Below are 14985 nucleotides of genomic sequence, written 5' to 3' on the forward strand. Positions count from 1 at the left end.
GCAGGCAAGAAGATGGCCGGATTCGCTTGGGCCGAAGAAGTTTTCGCTATTCACGTCATGGCGTGAACCTCACCGGTCGGGTTCCTCGACCGAATGCACGGTCAGCTCGACGCGAACAGCCGGTTCGAGGTGATTGGCCACAACATCAGCGGCATGTTCGTCCGTGTAGTGGCCGATGAGGATGCCTGTCCCGAGGCCATTGACCAGGGCCGCCAACCTCACGCACTCGCTGCGAACGAGATCGGGTGCAATCTCGTTCGCAGCGAGTGTGCCCTCGAGCACCCCGATGAGCTCGCTCTCGAGCCTGTCGACACCGCTGATGGACGGTTGCTCCGCGATCTGAGGGCTCGTCATTACCAAGACGGCGTAGGACATGCTCGGTTGATGAAATACCCGGCTTTTTTCGTCTGTGGGAAGGGCCTCGGACACGAACGCTTCGATTACCGAACGCGCCGGGCGCGACAGCGGGATGTCGGCCAGCCGCTGTGCCCAGCGTTCGTGACTGCAGCGCTCGAGATAGTATGCCGGATTCCCAGGGGTCGTTCGAGTTGTTCCACGTAGTCTCGGGGGTGTTGACGCTGATGGCCGACGGCGAAGTTGCGACCGTCGGGACCGGGGAGTCTGCGAGGCTCAGAAGCGACCGGATATATCGGTACGTGAACGACGAATCGGTTCCGACGACGTTCTTCAGAACGGTCGTACTTGCTAGGTAGAGAATCGAACGGGGCCGAGATTCGTCGCTGCCAGACATAGTGCCATCGTTGTTCGCGACCGGTATCGCAAGAGTGAGGACATGAGGAGGCGATCGAATGCGGACTTTGGGGCTCATCGGCGGAATGAGCTGGGTCAGCACCGCCGAGTACTACCGGCTCATCAACGAGATGACCGCCGACAGACTCCAGGGCTTGCACTCTGCGCACATCGTTCTGGAATCCGTTGACTTCGGTGAGATCGAAGCACTCAAGCTCGAGGGTGAGTGGGACGAGATCGGTGCCAGATTGGTCTCAGCAGCGCGCCGACTCGAAACTGCAGGGGCCGATGCGATCGTGTTGTGCACCAACACGATGCACTACGTCGCTCCGCAGATCGAGAGGTCGCTCCACGTGCCCTTTCTGCACATCGGCGACACTACGGCCGAGGCTGTGGCAGAGCATGGTCTTTCGAAGGTGGGCCTGTTGGCCACTGCGTTCACGATGGAAGAGGCCTTCTATCGCGAACGCTTCTCCGCACGCGGAGTGCACTTGGTGACTCCGGACGCTGCGGGCCGCGAGGCGGTCAGCAGCATCATCTACGACGAGTTGTGTCACAACATCGTCACGGAGCAATCGCGTGAAATCTACCTCGCGGTGGTCGACAACCTCATCGACGCGGGATGTGAAGGCATCGTCCTCGGATGCACCGAAGTCGAACTGTTGATACAACCGGATGACCTCGTCGTACCCACTTTCCCATCCACGCGTTTGCATGCCCGAGCGGCCGTGGACTTTGCACTGCCCGCGCCACCGAATTCCGCTGACTTCGAGAATCTCAGCGCGCCAACGAGACACTGAGTTTTCTTCGCGGCCGAGCTCGACACGCTATTCACCGCAACGTCCTTCCGGCGGGCACTGCGTGGCGGGGCGGGGCGAACTGCTCAGATTGCTCGACAACAACGTCGAACCAGGCACCGATCACTCGAGTCGAATCACCGGCGGGGGAGACCAGCTGCCCGGCCGGGGTCCGTAGAGCCTGAGCATGAGTCGGAAGTCACCGGGCGGGCAGGGAAGCCAATTGACAGTCGTTCCCGGTGCGGGACGGGTCGTTCGAATCACCACGGTCAGTGACCCGTCCTCGTTGTGTTTCAGGTCTGGTGTGCGGTCGGTGATGGCATACCGGTCGAGTTCGTTTGCGTAAAGAAGTCCCTTCGCGTGGTACACGGTCACCGACCAGAAATACTTCGCCGGAGGAAAGTGACCGGCCCGAAACGTGATGGCGTAGTTGTTCGCGCCGTTGAGTGGACGGCCATCCTCGTCCTGTTCGCACACGGGGTAGGACGCCTCGGCCGCCGGGTTGATGTAGATCTGGGAGTATGCGACGGCGGCTCGTAGAAGATGATCTGAGCCGAACTCCGCACCAGCGTCGTTGATGGCCCAGCCGTTGACGAGTCGACCCATCGATTTCACCTGCGCGGCAATGTCTTCGAGACCTGCCAGTAGCCCGTCGGCGATGTTTTGCTCGGTTGCGTCACGGTCGACTGTGTCTTCGAGTGCATCGACGAGACGGCGGTAGGTATGTCTCACCCAGCTCGGTACGTCCGAATCGGCAAGGCCACCGATCGCGTGATCGAGGGCGGCGAGAAATGCGACGGGTCGCCGCTGTTCGTCGGAACGTTCGACGGTGCTCAGAACAAGGTCTGCACGTTCAGCCGTCGGTGAGGACGGGCCGGTCAGAACGATGAGGTTCTGCAACTCGTGGACCCTGTGCAAGTCCCCTTCACGAGATGGATCAACGAGAATCCGGATGGCGATCATGACGAATCTCGATCGACAGGCAATCCATCCGTCCGCAGCCGTATCCGCGGACCCGGGTGTCCGCCGGAACAAGGTGATCGTAGGGATGCGAGATCCATGCGTCCTTTGCCCGAGGGCCGTGTTCGTGGACGAGTCCGCCTCACCGATCTGCACGCTGTAGTAGCGGTCGGCGAAGTCCGGCAGCCGGAGCTCGAAGGTGCCCGAGTCCAGGTCGACGAACGCCAGCGAGTAGAGGGTGTCGACATTCGGGGCGACGCCCGCCGTCAGCGTGGGATCGGCCAATTCGCGTTGGTGGCCCAGGTGATTCAGCGGGGCTCCGGCGGACGTGGATGTTCGCTGAACGTAGGGATCCGACGGAGAAGTGAAGCGCAGCCTCAGGCGTTGGGCAAAGACCACGGGGAACCCCCAGGCCTGGAGTGCGCGCGCATCGTCGCGCAGATCGGGGTGTGTCGGCGTGTTCTGGTTCGTCATGTTGCCCCTTGAGATGAACTGAATTCACCTTGACTGTAGTCTGGAAACAGTATCGAAAGTCGTGATTCGAGAAGGTCCGGACGCAGCGAGGCTCCGGCTGCAGCGCAGTTCGAGAGGTCGAAGTGAAAGACGGCAGGCGTGGCAGATTTCCTCGGTCGGTCTATTCCGTTGGGAGCGAGCCTGATCCACGCTTCAGTCTGGCGAACGAGCGAACCTATCTGGCGTGGATTCGAACGTCGCTGGCGTTGATGGCGGCAGGGGTGGCCCTCCAGGTGTTCGGCATCGGTGGCGGCTCCGCTCCGAGTGTGGTGGCCTCGGTGATGCTGATCGTGGCGTCGATCGGGGTTCCGCTGCATGCGTGGTGGGGCTGGGCACGAACCGAGAAGAGTATGCGCAATTCCGAAGCGCTTCCGTCTCCTCGTATCGCTCTGCCGTTGGCGTCGGTCCTCGCAGCGGTCGGCGTTCTGGTTCTGTGGTCCGTCCTGTGACGATGCGGCGACGCCGACGGGAGCAACCGGCCGGGCGGCCGGGCGGCCAATTGGGCGACGGGGGATTGCAGGTCGAGCGAACCGAGTTGGCCTGGGCGCGAACGGAGTCGGCGGTTGCGGTGTGCGCGGTGATCGGTATCCGCCTGAGCGCGCACACCCGCCAGCCGGCGTTGGTTGCGCTGGCCGTCCTCGTCAGCTTCTGTGCGGCGGGGCTGCTGGTCTCGGGGTGGATCTCGCGAACGAGGTGCGGACGGACGGACGGGACCGAATCGACGGTGCCGCTCGCGTTTCCGTTGCGTGCCCATGTCATTGCAGCGTTGATCCCGACCCTCGGACTGATCGCCCTGACCTTCGTCATCTGGACCGCTGTTTCATGGTGACGTGGAAAAGCGCAGGCCGTGACGGTGCGATCCCGTCACGGCCTGCCCTCGATCTCGAGTAGCTGCAGAGTGCGCTACCCCAGGAACTGCTGTTCCCACTCCGCGGACTGTTGGTCGACGTACTGCTTGGTCAATTTCTCGGGGTCGGGAGCGTGGACATCGTGCGCGTCGGCGGTGGCCCCCGCAATGCCGGGCAGTGCCGTCGCTACTCCGATGGCCTGCGCAGTTTGTCCCTCCGTTCTGACGAGAAAGTCCGCGAGGACCTGAGCCGCATTGGGATGAGGAGCAACCGCGGTGACATGCCCGTAGAAGGGGGTTCCCCACGATGGGTTCGGCAGAGCCCAATTCACCGGCGCACCGGCCGCCACCTCTTGAACCAGTGGCTGCACCATCGGTGCTACGACTATTTCTCCCGACGTCAACGCCTGCGCGATTCCGAGGGCGCTGGGATAGATCCTCGGCTCCTGCGCGGCGAGCCGTTCCTGGTAGTCGTCGCCGAAATTCTTGCGGTAGAAGTCGTAGAGATCGACGTACGATGCGATGCCCACGGGGCTGACAACGCCTACTCGCCCTTTGTATTCGGGGGCCAGAACATCTCGGGGATCGGCCAGGCCGTTCGCAACCGCATCGGTGTTCCAGCCCATGCCGAAGGTGGCCGCGACGTTCAGGAACAAGCGGTTGTTCTTGATGCTGGAGTCCCGGTCGTACTCGGGGTTGTCGAAACTCGGGCCGCGTAGCTCCTGTGAGTAACTCCCGGAATCCGCGGCGGACGCGATCCACGCGGTATCGGTGACGACGTGGACGTCGGCGATACCCTTCTTCGTCTTGTTCTCCACCTCGACGCGAGGGTTCAGGTCTGCGTCCGTGCCGCGGACGTACTCGAGAGTGATGTTCGGGTACTTCGCATTCCACGCGGCTTTGACGCTGTCGAGGATGGTGGTGTTCTGGCTCGAGTACAGAGTCACCGAGCCTTCTTGCTCGGCTGCCGCCACCACTTCTTCCCAGCTCCCATCCACCGACGCAGTCTCACCCGCAGACGAGCCGCAGGCGCTGAGTGCGGCAGTCGACACAGCGAGAAGCATCGCGGTGATGACGTGTTTTGACCGAAGCGAATATCGCATGACGTCGTCCTCCTAGTTGAACTGACCTCAGTTCACCAGGTAGGGTACGTGATGTCAATCACTTCCTGAGGGTGGTGTGATCGTTCGGCGAGAAAGGACTGTCCACCGATGCGTACGTACGACGCGAACTCGGCCGATCAGCTCACTGCAATCGATACGGCGGACATAGTCCCGTCGGACGCGGTGGACCGACAGGAATGGGCGCGTTCGTCGGTGCTGCAGGCCGTGATCTACGGCTTGCCGTCGGTGTACCAATACGCCGCCATGTGCTCCGCGTGTGCACCGCCCGGAAGCGACGACCCGTGGGCGCTCGACACGCTGGTTCACGAGCGAACGATTGCCGGTGCGGATTTCGAGGCCTTTCGGGTTCCCAACGTCGACACGCTGTATTCCAATGCCTGGCTGGACCTTTCGGACGGTCCGATTGCCATCGTCCTGCCCGATTTCGGCAGTAGGTACTACACGTTGAACTTTCTGGATGCCTACAGCAACGCCAGCAACGTCAGCAGGCGTACGCACCCCGAGCAGCCACGTGAGCTGCTTCTCGCGTGTGCGGACTGGACCGGCACGGTCGCGGACGGCGTGGAGGTGTTCCGGGTTGCGACACCGATCATGTGGCTGTTGATGCGGATTCAAACGTTCGGTGTGGCGGACTTGCCGGCCGTGCACGGTCTGCAGGACGCGGTCACGATCGACGCACCTGCCCCGTCGGCGCGGACGTGGCCGGTGGTCGATCCTCGTGCGGTCGAGACCTCCTCGTCAGCGTTCCTCACTGCCCTCGATGCGTCGCTGGCTCTCAACGGAGTGCCGTTCACCGACATATCCCACGTGCACCAATTCCGTCATCTCGGTGTGGGTACGGGCACCTTCTCTGTGAACGACCTCGACGAGGCAACACGTGAAGGCATGGAACAAGGTTTCGATACAGCGATGACCATGTTGTCCCGGTCTCGATCACTGCTGGGACGTCGCACCGAATCCGGCTGGACGCGGGTGCTCGGCAAGGGTGCCCACGGGCACAACTTCTTTGCACGTGCGGTCATGAACTACGTCGGTCTCGGTGCCAACGTTGTCGAGGAGAACTGCTCGTACAACACCTACGTCGACCACGAAGGACGCCCACTGTCGTGCGAAGGCGGAGACGATTACCGCATCGAGTTTTTCGCTTTACCACCGGCACAGGCTTTTTGGAGCATCACACTCTACGACGCGCAGACCGGCTGGTTGTACGACGCACCCGGGAAGAAGCATTCGGTGGGATCGGCGGTCAATGGAGGCGACGGAGCATCGGGACCGTCGACCATCACAGTGAGCGCATCGCCGTCCACGACCGACAGTCCCGATCACGCCTGGCTTCCGGCACCCCAACATCCGTTCTTTCTGGTCCTGAGGATCTATCAACCGGCCGAGGATGCCCTGAGCGAGAACTGGACGCCGCCGCGCGTCGTGCGGTCGAATGGCGGACTGCTCTGAACCGGTGCGTCTGGGTTCACAGTCGGCAGAGCGTCTTTCCGGTCGTTCGCCCGTTCAGTAGATCGACTAGTGCGGTGGAGGCGTGCTCGAGGCCGTCGTAGATCGATTCCTCGTGGATCAAGGTCCCGTTTGCCAGGCGGCTTCCGACAGTGGATCGCACTCTGTCGTAGAGATGGCCGAACGAGCCGGCTCGAAATCCTCGGACCGACAAGCTTTTCGCCGTGATCTGAAACAGATTCGACGGCAGCGTGTTCGAGGTCTCGTAGGTGGAAATTGCCCCGCACATCACGACGCGTCCTTCGGGGTTGAGTGCGTCGAGGGCGGCGATGAAGTGAGAACCGCCGACGTTGTCGAAGTATGCGTCGATCCCGTCCGGGGCGGCCTGTGCGAGCAGGCTGCCCACGTCGCCGTCGTGGTAATCGAACGAGCTGGAGGCTCCGAGGGCATCGACCAGGTGATCGGCCTTGCGTCGGCTGCCTGCGGACGCGATCACCGTGCACCCGTGGTGGACTGCGAGCTGGGTGGCGATGCTCCCGACTGCTCCTGCGGCTGCCGAGATCCAGACGGTATCGGACGGTCGGATGCCCATGACCTCGAAGAGGCCGACATAGGCCGTGAGGCCAGAACTACCCAGCGGGCCGAGATACCACTGTTGGGGCCAGTCGTGGGCGTCGATTCTGGTGAGGGTGCCCGCGCCGCCCAGCCCGCCGGCCGCGGCGGAGACCACTGCGAAGTCGCGGTAGCCGTGCATGTGCGACACCAGATCTCCGGGCCGAAAGTCCTCGTGCCGTGACTCGACGACGATGCCGAGTGCCAATCCCACCAGCGCATCTCCAATCCGGAGGGGTGGGAGATATCCGGACGGTGCCGATTCACCCAATCGCAGACGAATCGACGGATCGATCGAGAGCCAGGTATTTCGTACCAGCACTTCGCCATCGAGCAGTGGGGCGAGCGGGATGTCCGTCAGCTCCAGATGCTCGGTCGTGAGTTTCTCGCTGGGGTGGGCGGCGAGGCAGAGCGCTCGGCTGATCATGGTCGAGGTCGGGCTCCTTCGAGGCGGGTCGACGATTGTGAGGGGCCGAGCACCGCTCAGGTGAACTTGCTTTCCCACTCCTGTTGAAACTGCGAGACCTTCTCGGGCGTCAGCGAATCCGTATCGGGCAGTGGAATGTCCTGAGCCGACGCGACAGAGTTCTCGATGTCGGGCAGAGCGCTGCCGTAGCCTTTCGACAGAGCCCGCTGTCCGTCGGGGGTGACCATGAAGTCGGCCAACACTTGGGCGGCGTTGGGATGCGGAGCCGAGGACAACACGTGGGAATACCACGGGGTGCCCCACGCCGGATCGGGAAGCGTCCACTCCACCGGTGCTCCCGATTCCATTTCCCGGACGAGTGGCTGGACCATCGGTGACGCGGCGATCTCGCCCGAGCTCAGTGCCTGAGCCACGGCCAACGCGCCCGGATACACCCGAGGTTCCTGAGCGGCAAGCTTGTCCAGAAAGCCGCCACCGGCCCATTTTTCGTCGAAGAAGCGATACTCGTCGACGACTGCTGCAAACCCTGCCGGATTCACGACACCCATGCGGCCTTTCAGCGCCGGGTCCAACAGATCCTGCGGAGACGAGAGCCCGGCAGGGAGGGCGTCGGTGTTCCATCCGAGTGCGAATACCGCTGCGCTGGTGAGGAAGAACTCGTCGCCGAGGACACTGCTGGTCCGATCGTAAGCCGGGTCGTCGAACGCAGGGCCGACGATCTCGGTCGAATAGTTGCCCGATTCGGACGCGGTGGTGATCCACGCCGGGTCGGAGAGCATGTGTACGTCGGCTGTTCCGCGGTTTGTGCGGGCTTCAGTTTCTACTCGCGGGTTCAGCTCGACATCGCTACCGCGGGTGAATTCGAGATCGATGCCGGGGTATTTCGACTCGAAGGCAGCCTCGAGCGCCGCGAGGTTCTCAGGGTGTTGGGTGGAGTACAGGTGCACGCTCCCTTCGTCGTCGGCCGCGGCCACGACGTCGTCCCACGTTCCCTGCACCGGTGCGGAACCGGCTTCCTGCGACGACTGCCCGCAGGCCGCGGCGACGAGTGTCACCGCGACGATTCCGGCGGATAGCAGCGATCGACGTATTGTGCTCATGGCACACTCTTTTCGTTCAGGATGCGAGTGAGTAGACGCGCTGGCCGCGCGTCGCTTTGTCGACCAGGGACTGGGGCGGTTCGAAATGGGCTCCGTACTTCGACGCCAGCTCTCGGGCACGATCGACGAAACCCGGTAGCCCACCGTCGTATTGGTCGATGTACTGGATGACGCCCCCGGTCCAGGAAGGGAAGCCGATTCCCAGCAGCGACCCGATGTTCGCATCGGCGACGGTGGTCAAGACTCCTTCGTCCAGACATTTGACGGCCTCGATCGCTTCGGCGAACAGCATCCGTTCCTGCATGTCCAGGAGGGGGATCCGGCTGGAACCGGAATCGAAGGCGGTGCGTACGCCCGGCCAGATCCCACTTCGCACGCCCGAGTCGTCGTAGCTGTAGAAGCCGCCGCCCCCGGTTCGCCCGGAACGACCGAGTTCGTCGACCATCTTGTTCATCACCGCGTCGGAGCCATGGGTTCGAGGTGGCTTGCCCTCGCCGGCCGCCGCGCGTTCGTTCTCCTTGCGGATCTTCTGCGAGAGCGTGAGAGTCACCTGATCCATCAACTGCAGCGGCGGGACCGGATAGCCCGCCTGTGCGCCGGCCTGTTCGACGAAGACGGGATTGATGCCTTCACCGACCGCGGCCATCGCTTCGTCCAGGAATGCGCCGATCACTCGCGAGGTGAAGAACCCGCGGCTGTCGTTGGCGACGATGGGGGTCTTACCGATCTGGAAGACGAAATCGATGACCTTCGCGAGCGTCGAGTCCGATGTGCGCTTGCCGCGAATGATTTCGACCAGTGGCATTTTGTCGGCTGGTGAGAAGAAGTGGATCCCGATGAAATTCTCGGGTCGACTCACACCGTCGGCCAGAATGGAGATGGGGAGCTGGGAGGTGTTGGAGCCCAGGACGACATCCGCGGGAACGATACCGTCGAGCTCGCGGAAGATCTGTGTCTTGACATCTACCGACTCGAATGCGGCTTCGATGACCAGATCTGCGGCGGCGCAGTCGGCGGCGTCCGCGGTCGGCCGGATTCTGCCGAGCAGCGCCGCGGATTTCTCGGCGGTCGTCGACCCCCGCTCGAGGGCCTTCGCCTCCAACTTCTCCGCGTAGTTCTTTCCGCGATCGGCGGCGACCTGGTCGACATCCCTGAGCACGACCTCGACACCGGCCCGGGCGCAGACGTATGCGATTGCGGCACCCATCATTCCGGCACCGATGATTGCCACGGTGCGGGTGGTGAACTTGTCGTGGCCTGCCGGGCGTGAGGTACCGCGTTGGATGGTCTGCATGTCGAAGAAGAACGCGCGAATCATGTTCTGCGCGACGCGACCGGTCATCAATGAGACGAAGTAGCGGGTCTCTATACGATCCGCCGTGTCCACATCCACCGACGCGCACTCGGTCGCGGCGGCGAGGATCGCCCTCGGGGCGGGGGAGGGCGCGCCCTTGAGCTGCTTGCGTAGCAATGCCGTTGCCACGAGAAGATTCTGGGCAACGGCCGGATCGGTCGGCGCACCACCGGGAATGGTGAAACCCTTGACGTCCCACGGCTGCACCGCCGACGGATTGTCGACGATCCACGCCTTCGCGGCCGGGACCAACTCGTCGAGACGGCCGACGGTGGCATCGATCAGACCGAGCCTCGTCGCGTCCGCCACCGAGTGCTGCTGACCCTTCGTCAACACCTTCGAGAGGGCGGCATCGAGTCCCATCAATCGGACCGTTCTGACGATGCCGCCACCGCCGGGTAGCAAGCCGAGCGTTGCTTCGGGAAGACCTATTCTGGTGCCCGGCTGATCCACCGCGATGCGGTGGTGGGTGTGCAGCGCAATCTCGAAGCCACCCCCTAGGGCTGCGCCGTTGATCGCGGCCACCACGGGGCGCCCGAGAGTTTCGAGCCGTCGCAGAACGCTCTTGATGCCGTCGATTCGGTCGGTCAAGGCGCGGGCGACGTCCCGCTCGTCGACATCGCCCGGGTCGGCCGTCATGTCGCCCAGATCGCCGCCGGCGAAGAACGATTTCTTGGCCGACGTGATGACCACACCCGTGATGTCGTCCTTTTCGGCCTCGAGTCGCTCCACCGCGCCTGCCATCGATGCGATGTACGCGTCGTTCATGGTGTTCGCGCGCTTGCCTGCGTCGTCCATCGTGAGGACGACGATGCCATCGGCGTCGCGTTCCCACCCGATCATGTTCTCGCTCATGTTCTCTCGTATTCTCGTGTGTCGACGATGGGCGGTTCAGAGGCGTTCGATGACGGTGGCAACGCCCATTCCGCCACCGATGCACAGGGTGATCAGGCCGTATCGGCCACCGGTTCGTTCCAACTCGTCCAGCACGGTGCCCACCAACATCGCGCCGGTGGCACCGAGCGGGTGGCCCATCGCGATCGCTCCGCCGTTGACATTGGTCTTCTCGTGCGGGATGTCGAGGTCCTTCATCCATTTGAGCACCACCGAGGCGAAGGCCTCGTTCAGCTCGAACACGTCGATGTCGTCGACGGTCAGGCCCGCTCGCTTCAATACCGCCACTGTGGCCGGGGTCGGACCGGTGAGCATGATGGTCGGTTCACTGCCGACCTGGGCCGTGGCCACGATGCGGCCGCGTGGAACCAGGCCCGCGCGCGAACCGGCCGCGGCACTTCCGATGAGAACCAGCGCAGCACCGTCGACGATGCCCGACGAATTCCCACCGGTGTGCACATGATCGATGCGTTCGACATCGACGTACTTCTGCAGAGCCACGTCGTCGAATCCTGCTGCCTTCCCCAGCGCGGCAAAGGCGGGCTTCAATCTGCCCAGGCTGTCCGTCGTGGTGCCCGGGCGGCGGTGCTCGTCGTGATCGAGCAGAGTGACGCCGTTGAAGTCCTCGACAGGAACGACGGACTTCTTGAAATAGCCTGCATTCCACGCTGCCTCGGCGCGTCGCTGGGACTCCACCGCGTACGTGTCGACATCGTGACGGGAGAATCCCTCGACCGTCGCGATCAGATCGGCACCGATTCCCTGCGGAACGATGTAAAGGTCGTAGGCGGTGGCCGGGTCGGTGAACAGGGCACCGCCATCGCTGCCCATCGGCACTCGGGACATGGACTCGACGCCGCCAGCGATCACCAGGTCGTCCCACCCGGAGGCGACCTTCTGTGCCGCCAGATTCGTCGCTTCGAGGCCCGACGCGCAGAATCGATTGATCTGGGTGCCGGGCACCGATTCCGGTAGGCCTGCCACCAGCGCGGCGGCGCGGGAGATGACCGCTCCCTGTTCTCCGATCGGAGAGACGACGCCGAGGATGACGTCGTCGATGTCGGACGGATCCATATCGGGGAATCGGGCGCGGAGTTCGGTGATCAGCCCCGCGACGAGGTTCACCGGCTTCACTCCGTGCAGCGATCCGTTGCGGCCCTTACCTCTCGGCGTGCGAATGGCCTCGAAAATCAGTGCGTGCTCTGACATCTCGCTCTTTTCTTCTCTGTGGCGCGAGCCGTGCGGCTCTTCAGTCGAACGCCAGTTCCGGCGTGCGGGCGATGAGCAACCGTCGGACGTGCCCGTTGTCGTCGAGTTGGGCCGAGGCGTTGAACGACGCCTCGAAGGCTCCGTCGCGGGTGGTCCGTCCCAGCACCATCTCGGTGCCGTCGACGGATGCGCCGCGATCGAGATGATGGACCAGGGTGCTCTTCTCACGTTGCTGCAGGTATGCGACTAGACCGTCTCGGTCGCCGACGAACTCGGCTGCCTCGCCGAGTCCCTTGGAGAATTGGACCGACATACGAAAGTCCGCTGAAATCATGGTGAGGACCCGGTCCGGATCCTCGGAATCCATGTACTCGAACCAGCGGAGCAAGGTGGGCGTCGGGTGCATGTTCGACGTCATCGTCGATCTCCTTCATCGGTATCGAGGAGGGTGAATTCGGCATCGAAAGAGACCTGGTACCGGTCGATGAGGCCGTCCGGACGAACTCGCATGACTCCGACGAAGAAGCCCGTCGTTCGATCTCCCTCGGTCACCGCACCGTGCACGAATTGCAGGTCGTGGTCGACGGCCGATCGAAGAACTCGATGCTTGCGATCGACGGGAGGCCGGCCGGCCAGGTATTCGAGCATGGCGGCCCGCCCGGTCTTTCGATTCGCCCCGCCCGGCAGGATCATCGAGAATTCGACGTCCGCCGACAACATTGCCACCGCCTCGTCCAGGTGGCCGGCGTCCAGGGTGGCGTAGTACTCCACTATCTCCAGTGACATGAATTGAACTTAGTTCAGGCAAACCCTGTTTGTCGAGGGTTTCAGACGTTATGGTTCGAGAAAGAACTGAATTCAACTCGAGTGGAGCGACATGACATCATCACACCGCGACGCGCAAGTCCCCTGGCCTCGTTCGGAACCATCGGCGCTGACGCCCGGCAGTGAACAGGCCGAGATTCGCGAGACCATCCGTGGGGTTCTGGGCAGGTACTCGACGATCGAACAGGTGCGTTCCGCAGCGGACTCCACTCCCGGCTACTCGGTCGATCTGTGGAAACGACTGGTCACCGACATGTCGGTGACTGCCCTCGCCGTTCCCGAGGAGTCGGGCGGACTCGGCTACGGAATGGTGGAGCTGGGCATCATCCTCGAGGAGTGCGGTCGCGCTCTCGCCGTCGAACCCGTCTATCAGCATGCAGCCGTGGGTGTTCGCGCCGTGATGGAGGCGGGCAATTCGGACGTGTTCGAGGAACTTCTCGACGGCACCACGGTCGCTGCGGTGAGCGCGCTGACCGCCGAGTCCGACGACCTCGACGCTCACCGAATCGGCGACGGTTGGGTTCTGAGCGGACAGGCACGCTTCGTGGTCGGAGGTGGTGGTGCCGATCTCATCGTTGTCAGCGCCCGCTGTCCAGAAGGGGCTGCACTCTTCGCAGTGTCGGCGACAAGCGCGTCTGCAGTGCGTGATCGGCGTGTTGTCGACTCCACCAGGCGTCAGGCGGACATCTCGTTCGATGGAGCCGCGGCGACGCTTCTGGTTCCGACCGCTCGCGCAGCCGAGGCGATCGCACGAATACAGGACGTGTCGACTCTGGCGCTCGCGTGCGAGAACACCGGTATCGCCGATGCCCTGCTGCAGATGACGCTCGACCACGTCAAGGCGCGTCATCAGTTCGGCCGCCCCATCGGTTCGTTTCAGGCGATCAAACACCGCCTGGCCGACATGCTGATCGAGCTCGAGCGGGCCAGATCGGCCGCCCGATATGCCGCAGCGGTGTACGACGAGGATCCCGAGGAGGCCCGGCTGGCGATTGCCGTCGCGGGTGCGGTGTGCAGTGACGCCGCGGTGCACGCGGCCCACGAGGCCGTGCAGCTGCACGGGGGAGTGGGTTTCACGTGGGAGCACTCGGCGCACAGCTACTTCCGTCGAGTTCTGGGAAACGAGGCACTGCAGGGTGATTCGCGGTCTCATCGGGCGCGGATCGCCGATTTGCTTGCCGTCTAGACCGATGGCCGCGGTCGCCGGGGATCGGCTATTGACGCCATCGCCTCGATGATCAATACTGAAGTGAATCCAGTTCAACTTGCACTCTCGAAAGGCTGTCTCATGATCGACACCGACCACATTCTGTTGGAGAAGGACGGCGACGTCGCTCGCGTCTGGCTCAACCGCCCGCACAAGAAGAACGCTGTCACGGTGGAGCTGCTGCATCGCCTGGACGAAATCATCGTCGAGGTGGACAACGATCCGAACCTCAAGGTTCTCGTGCTCCGCGGAGTCAACAACACCTTCTGCTCGGGCTTCGACCTCGACGAATTGCTGTCGGACTTCATCGGCACCACCACCGCCATGGACGTCGCCGTCCTGTCGGCGAAGGTGTGCGATCGTCTGTACTCCATGAACACTCCCTCCGTTGCGGTGCTCGAGGGTTACGTCACCGCCGGTGGCTTCGAACTGATGATTTCGTGCGACTTCGCTATCGCGGCCGACGACGCAAGAATCGGCGACTTCCACATCCGCCGTGCATTGTTCGGTGGTGCCGGCCCCATCTACCGCCTGCCCCGCATGATCGGCATCCGCAAGACGAAGGAACTGATGCTCACGGGCAAGCTCCTCAGTGGCCAGGAAGCGGTGGACTTCGACCTGATCAATGCGTCCGCGCCGGCCGCGGACCTCGACAAGACCGTCGACGAGTTCATCGGGAACCTCACTGACAAGAGCCCGTTCATGATGAAGCTGACCAAGATGTGCATCGACCGCGGTCTGGATGCGGACATCCAGTCGCTCATGGTCATGGAGCATCTCGCAGTCGGCAATGCGCTCCAGTCCGAGGACGGCAAGGAGGGCGTCACCGCATTCCTCGAGAAGCGTGAGCCCAAGTGGGTCGGGCGCTGATCCGCTCCACGTCCGCGTTCTGACCGAACAGCCCGAAAGGCAGCATC

The 14985-nt window shown here is 63.1% G+C and carries 16 protein-coding genes; 7 read left to right on the forward strand and 9 right to left on the reverse strand.

The features are described from left to right. Positions 1-69: 69 nt before the first annotated feature. Positions 70-480, reverse strand: coding sequence for a TetR family transcriptional regulator C-terminal domain-containing protein (locus CH276_RS20095; RefSeq protein WP_094631453.1), 411 nt, complete (start codon positions 478-480; stop codon positions 70-72). 41 nt (positions 481-521) lie between these two features. Here CH276_RS20095 and CH276_RS20100 point away from each other — a divergent pair, with 41 nt between their 5' ends. Together CH276_RS20100 and CH276_RS20105 are read left to right on the forward strand one after the other, a co-directional pair. Continuing rightward, positions 522-713, forward strand: coding sequence for a cupin domain-containing protein (locus CH276_RS20100; protein WP_094631454.1), 192 nt, complete (start codon positions 522-524; stop codon positions 711-713). 96 nt (positions 714-809) lie between these two features. Further along, positions 810-1550: an aspartate/glutamate racemase family protein gene (locus CH276_RS20105; protein ID WP_094631455.1), complete on the forward strand. Its 741-nt coding sequence runs from the start codon at positions 810-812 to the stop codon at positions 1548-1550. 120 nt (positions 1551-1670) lie between these two features. Here the strand turns inward: CH276_RS20105 and CH276_RS20110 are convergent, their stop codons facing one another. Beyond that, entirely contained in the window at positions 1671-2981 is a 1311-nt protein-coding gene (locus tag CH276_RS20110) for a DUF1254 domain-containing protein (protein ID WP_094631456.1), read from the reverse strand. A 122-nt stretch (positions 2982-3103) separates the two neighbouring features. Here CH276_RS20110 and CH276_RS20115 point away from each other — a divergent pair, with 122 nt between their 5' ends. Continuing rightward, positions 3104-3469 (forward strand): YidH family protein, encoded by a 366-nt coding sequence (locus tag CH276_RS20115; protein ID WP_094631457.1) that lies wholly within the window; start codon positions 3104-3106, stop codon positions 3467-3469. A gap of 2 nt (positions 3470-3471) precedes the next feature. Then, the gene (locus CH276_RS20120) at positions 3472-3849 is read left to right on the forward strand and encodes a DUF202 domain-containing protein (protein WP_256981031.1); all 378 of its coding nucleotides are present in this window, start codon (positions 3472-3474) and stop codon (positions 3847-3849) included. A gap of 74 nt (positions 3850-3923) precedes the next feature. Here CH276_RS20120 and CH276_RS20125 read toward each other — a convergent pair whose 3' ends face one another. Further along, positions 3924-4970, reverse strand: coding sequence for an ABC transporter substrate-binding protein (locus CH276_RS20125; RefSeq protein ID WP_254924342.1), 1047 nt, complete (start codon positions 4968-4970; stop codon positions 3924-3926). A 108-nt stretch (positions 4971-5078) separates the two neighbouring features. Here CH276_RS20125 and CH276_RS20130 point away from each other — a divergent pair, with 108 nt between their 5' ends. Further along, on the forward strand, positions 5079-6443 hold the full coding sequence (locus CH276_RS20130) for a DUF1254 domain-containing protein (protein ID WP_094631460.1): 1365 nt from the start codon (positions 5079-5081) through the stop codon (positions 6441-6443). A 16-nt stretch (positions 6444-6459) separates the two neighbouring features. Here CH276_RS20130 and CH276_RS20135 read toward each other — a convergent pair whose 3' ends face one another. The 6 genes from CH276_RS20135 to CH276_RS20160 are packed head-to-tail and all read right to left on the reverse strand — an operon-like array spanning position 6460 to position 12822. Next, positions 6460-7479, reverse strand: a complete 1020-nt coding sequence (locus tag CH276_RS20135) for an NADP-dependent oxidoreductase (RefSeq protein ID WP_094631461.1) — start codon at positions 7477-7479, stop codon at positions 6460-6462. A gap of 56 nt (positions 7480-7535) precedes the next feature. Continuing rightward, positions 7536-8579, reverse strand: a complete 1044-nt coding sequence (locus CH276_RS20140; RefSeq protein WP_094631462.1) for an ABC transporter substrate-binding protein — start codon at positions 8577-8579, stop codon at positions 7536-7538. A 16-nt stretch (positions 8580-8595) separates the two neighbouring features. After that, the gene (locus CH276_RS20145; RefSeq protein WP_094631463.1) at positions 8596-10788 is read right to left on the reverse strand and encodes a 3-hydroxyacyl-CoA dehydrogenase NAD-binding domain-containing protein; all 2193 of its coding nucleotides are present in this window, start codon (positions 10786-10788) and stop codon (positions 8596-8598) included. Between the two features lie 36 nt (positions 10789-10824). Next, a complete protein-coding gene (locus tag CH276_RS20150) occupies positions 10825-12036 on the reverse strand; it encodes an acetyl-CoA C-acetyltransferase (RefSeq protein WP_094631464.1) in 1212 nt (403 codons plus the stop codon). A 40-nt stretch (positions 12037-12076) separates the two neighbouring features. Continuing rightward, positions 12077-12454, reverse strand: coding sequence for a hypothetical protein (locus CH276_RS20155; RefSeq protein WP_094631465.1), 378 nt, complete (start codon positions 12452-12454; stop codon positions 12077-12079). Continuing rightward, a complete protein-coding gene (locus tag CH276_RS20160) occupies positions 12451-12822 on the reverse strand; it encodes a nuclear transport factor 2 family protein (RefSeq protein ID WP_094631466.1) in 372 nt (123 codons plus the stop codon). The genes CH276_RS20155 and CH276_RS20160 overlap by 4 nt, the downstream gene beginning before the upstream one ends. 91 nt (positions 12823-12913) lie before the next feature. Between CH276_RS20160 and CH276_RS20165 the strand changes: the two genes are divergently transcribed. Beyond that, positions 12914-14047 (forward strand): acyl-CoA dehydrogenase family protein, encoded by a 1134-nt coding sequence (locus CH276_RS20165; RefSeq protein ID WP_094631467.1) that lies wholly within the window; start codon positions 12914-12916, stop codon positions 14045-14047. Between the two features lie 102 nt (positions 14048-14149). Next, a complete protein-coding gene (locus CH276_RS20170; RefSeq protein ID WP_094631468.1) occupies positions 14150-14938 on the forward strand; it encodes an enoyl-CoA hydratase/isomerase family protein in 789 nt (262 codons plus the stop codon). Positions 14939-14985: the final 47 nt, after the last annotated feature.

The sequence above is a fragment of the Rhodococcus sp. 06-470-2 genome, from assembly GCF_002258235.1.
Lineage (GTDB): Bacteria > Actinomycetota > Actinomycetes > Mycobacteriales > Mycobacteriaceae > Rhodococcoides.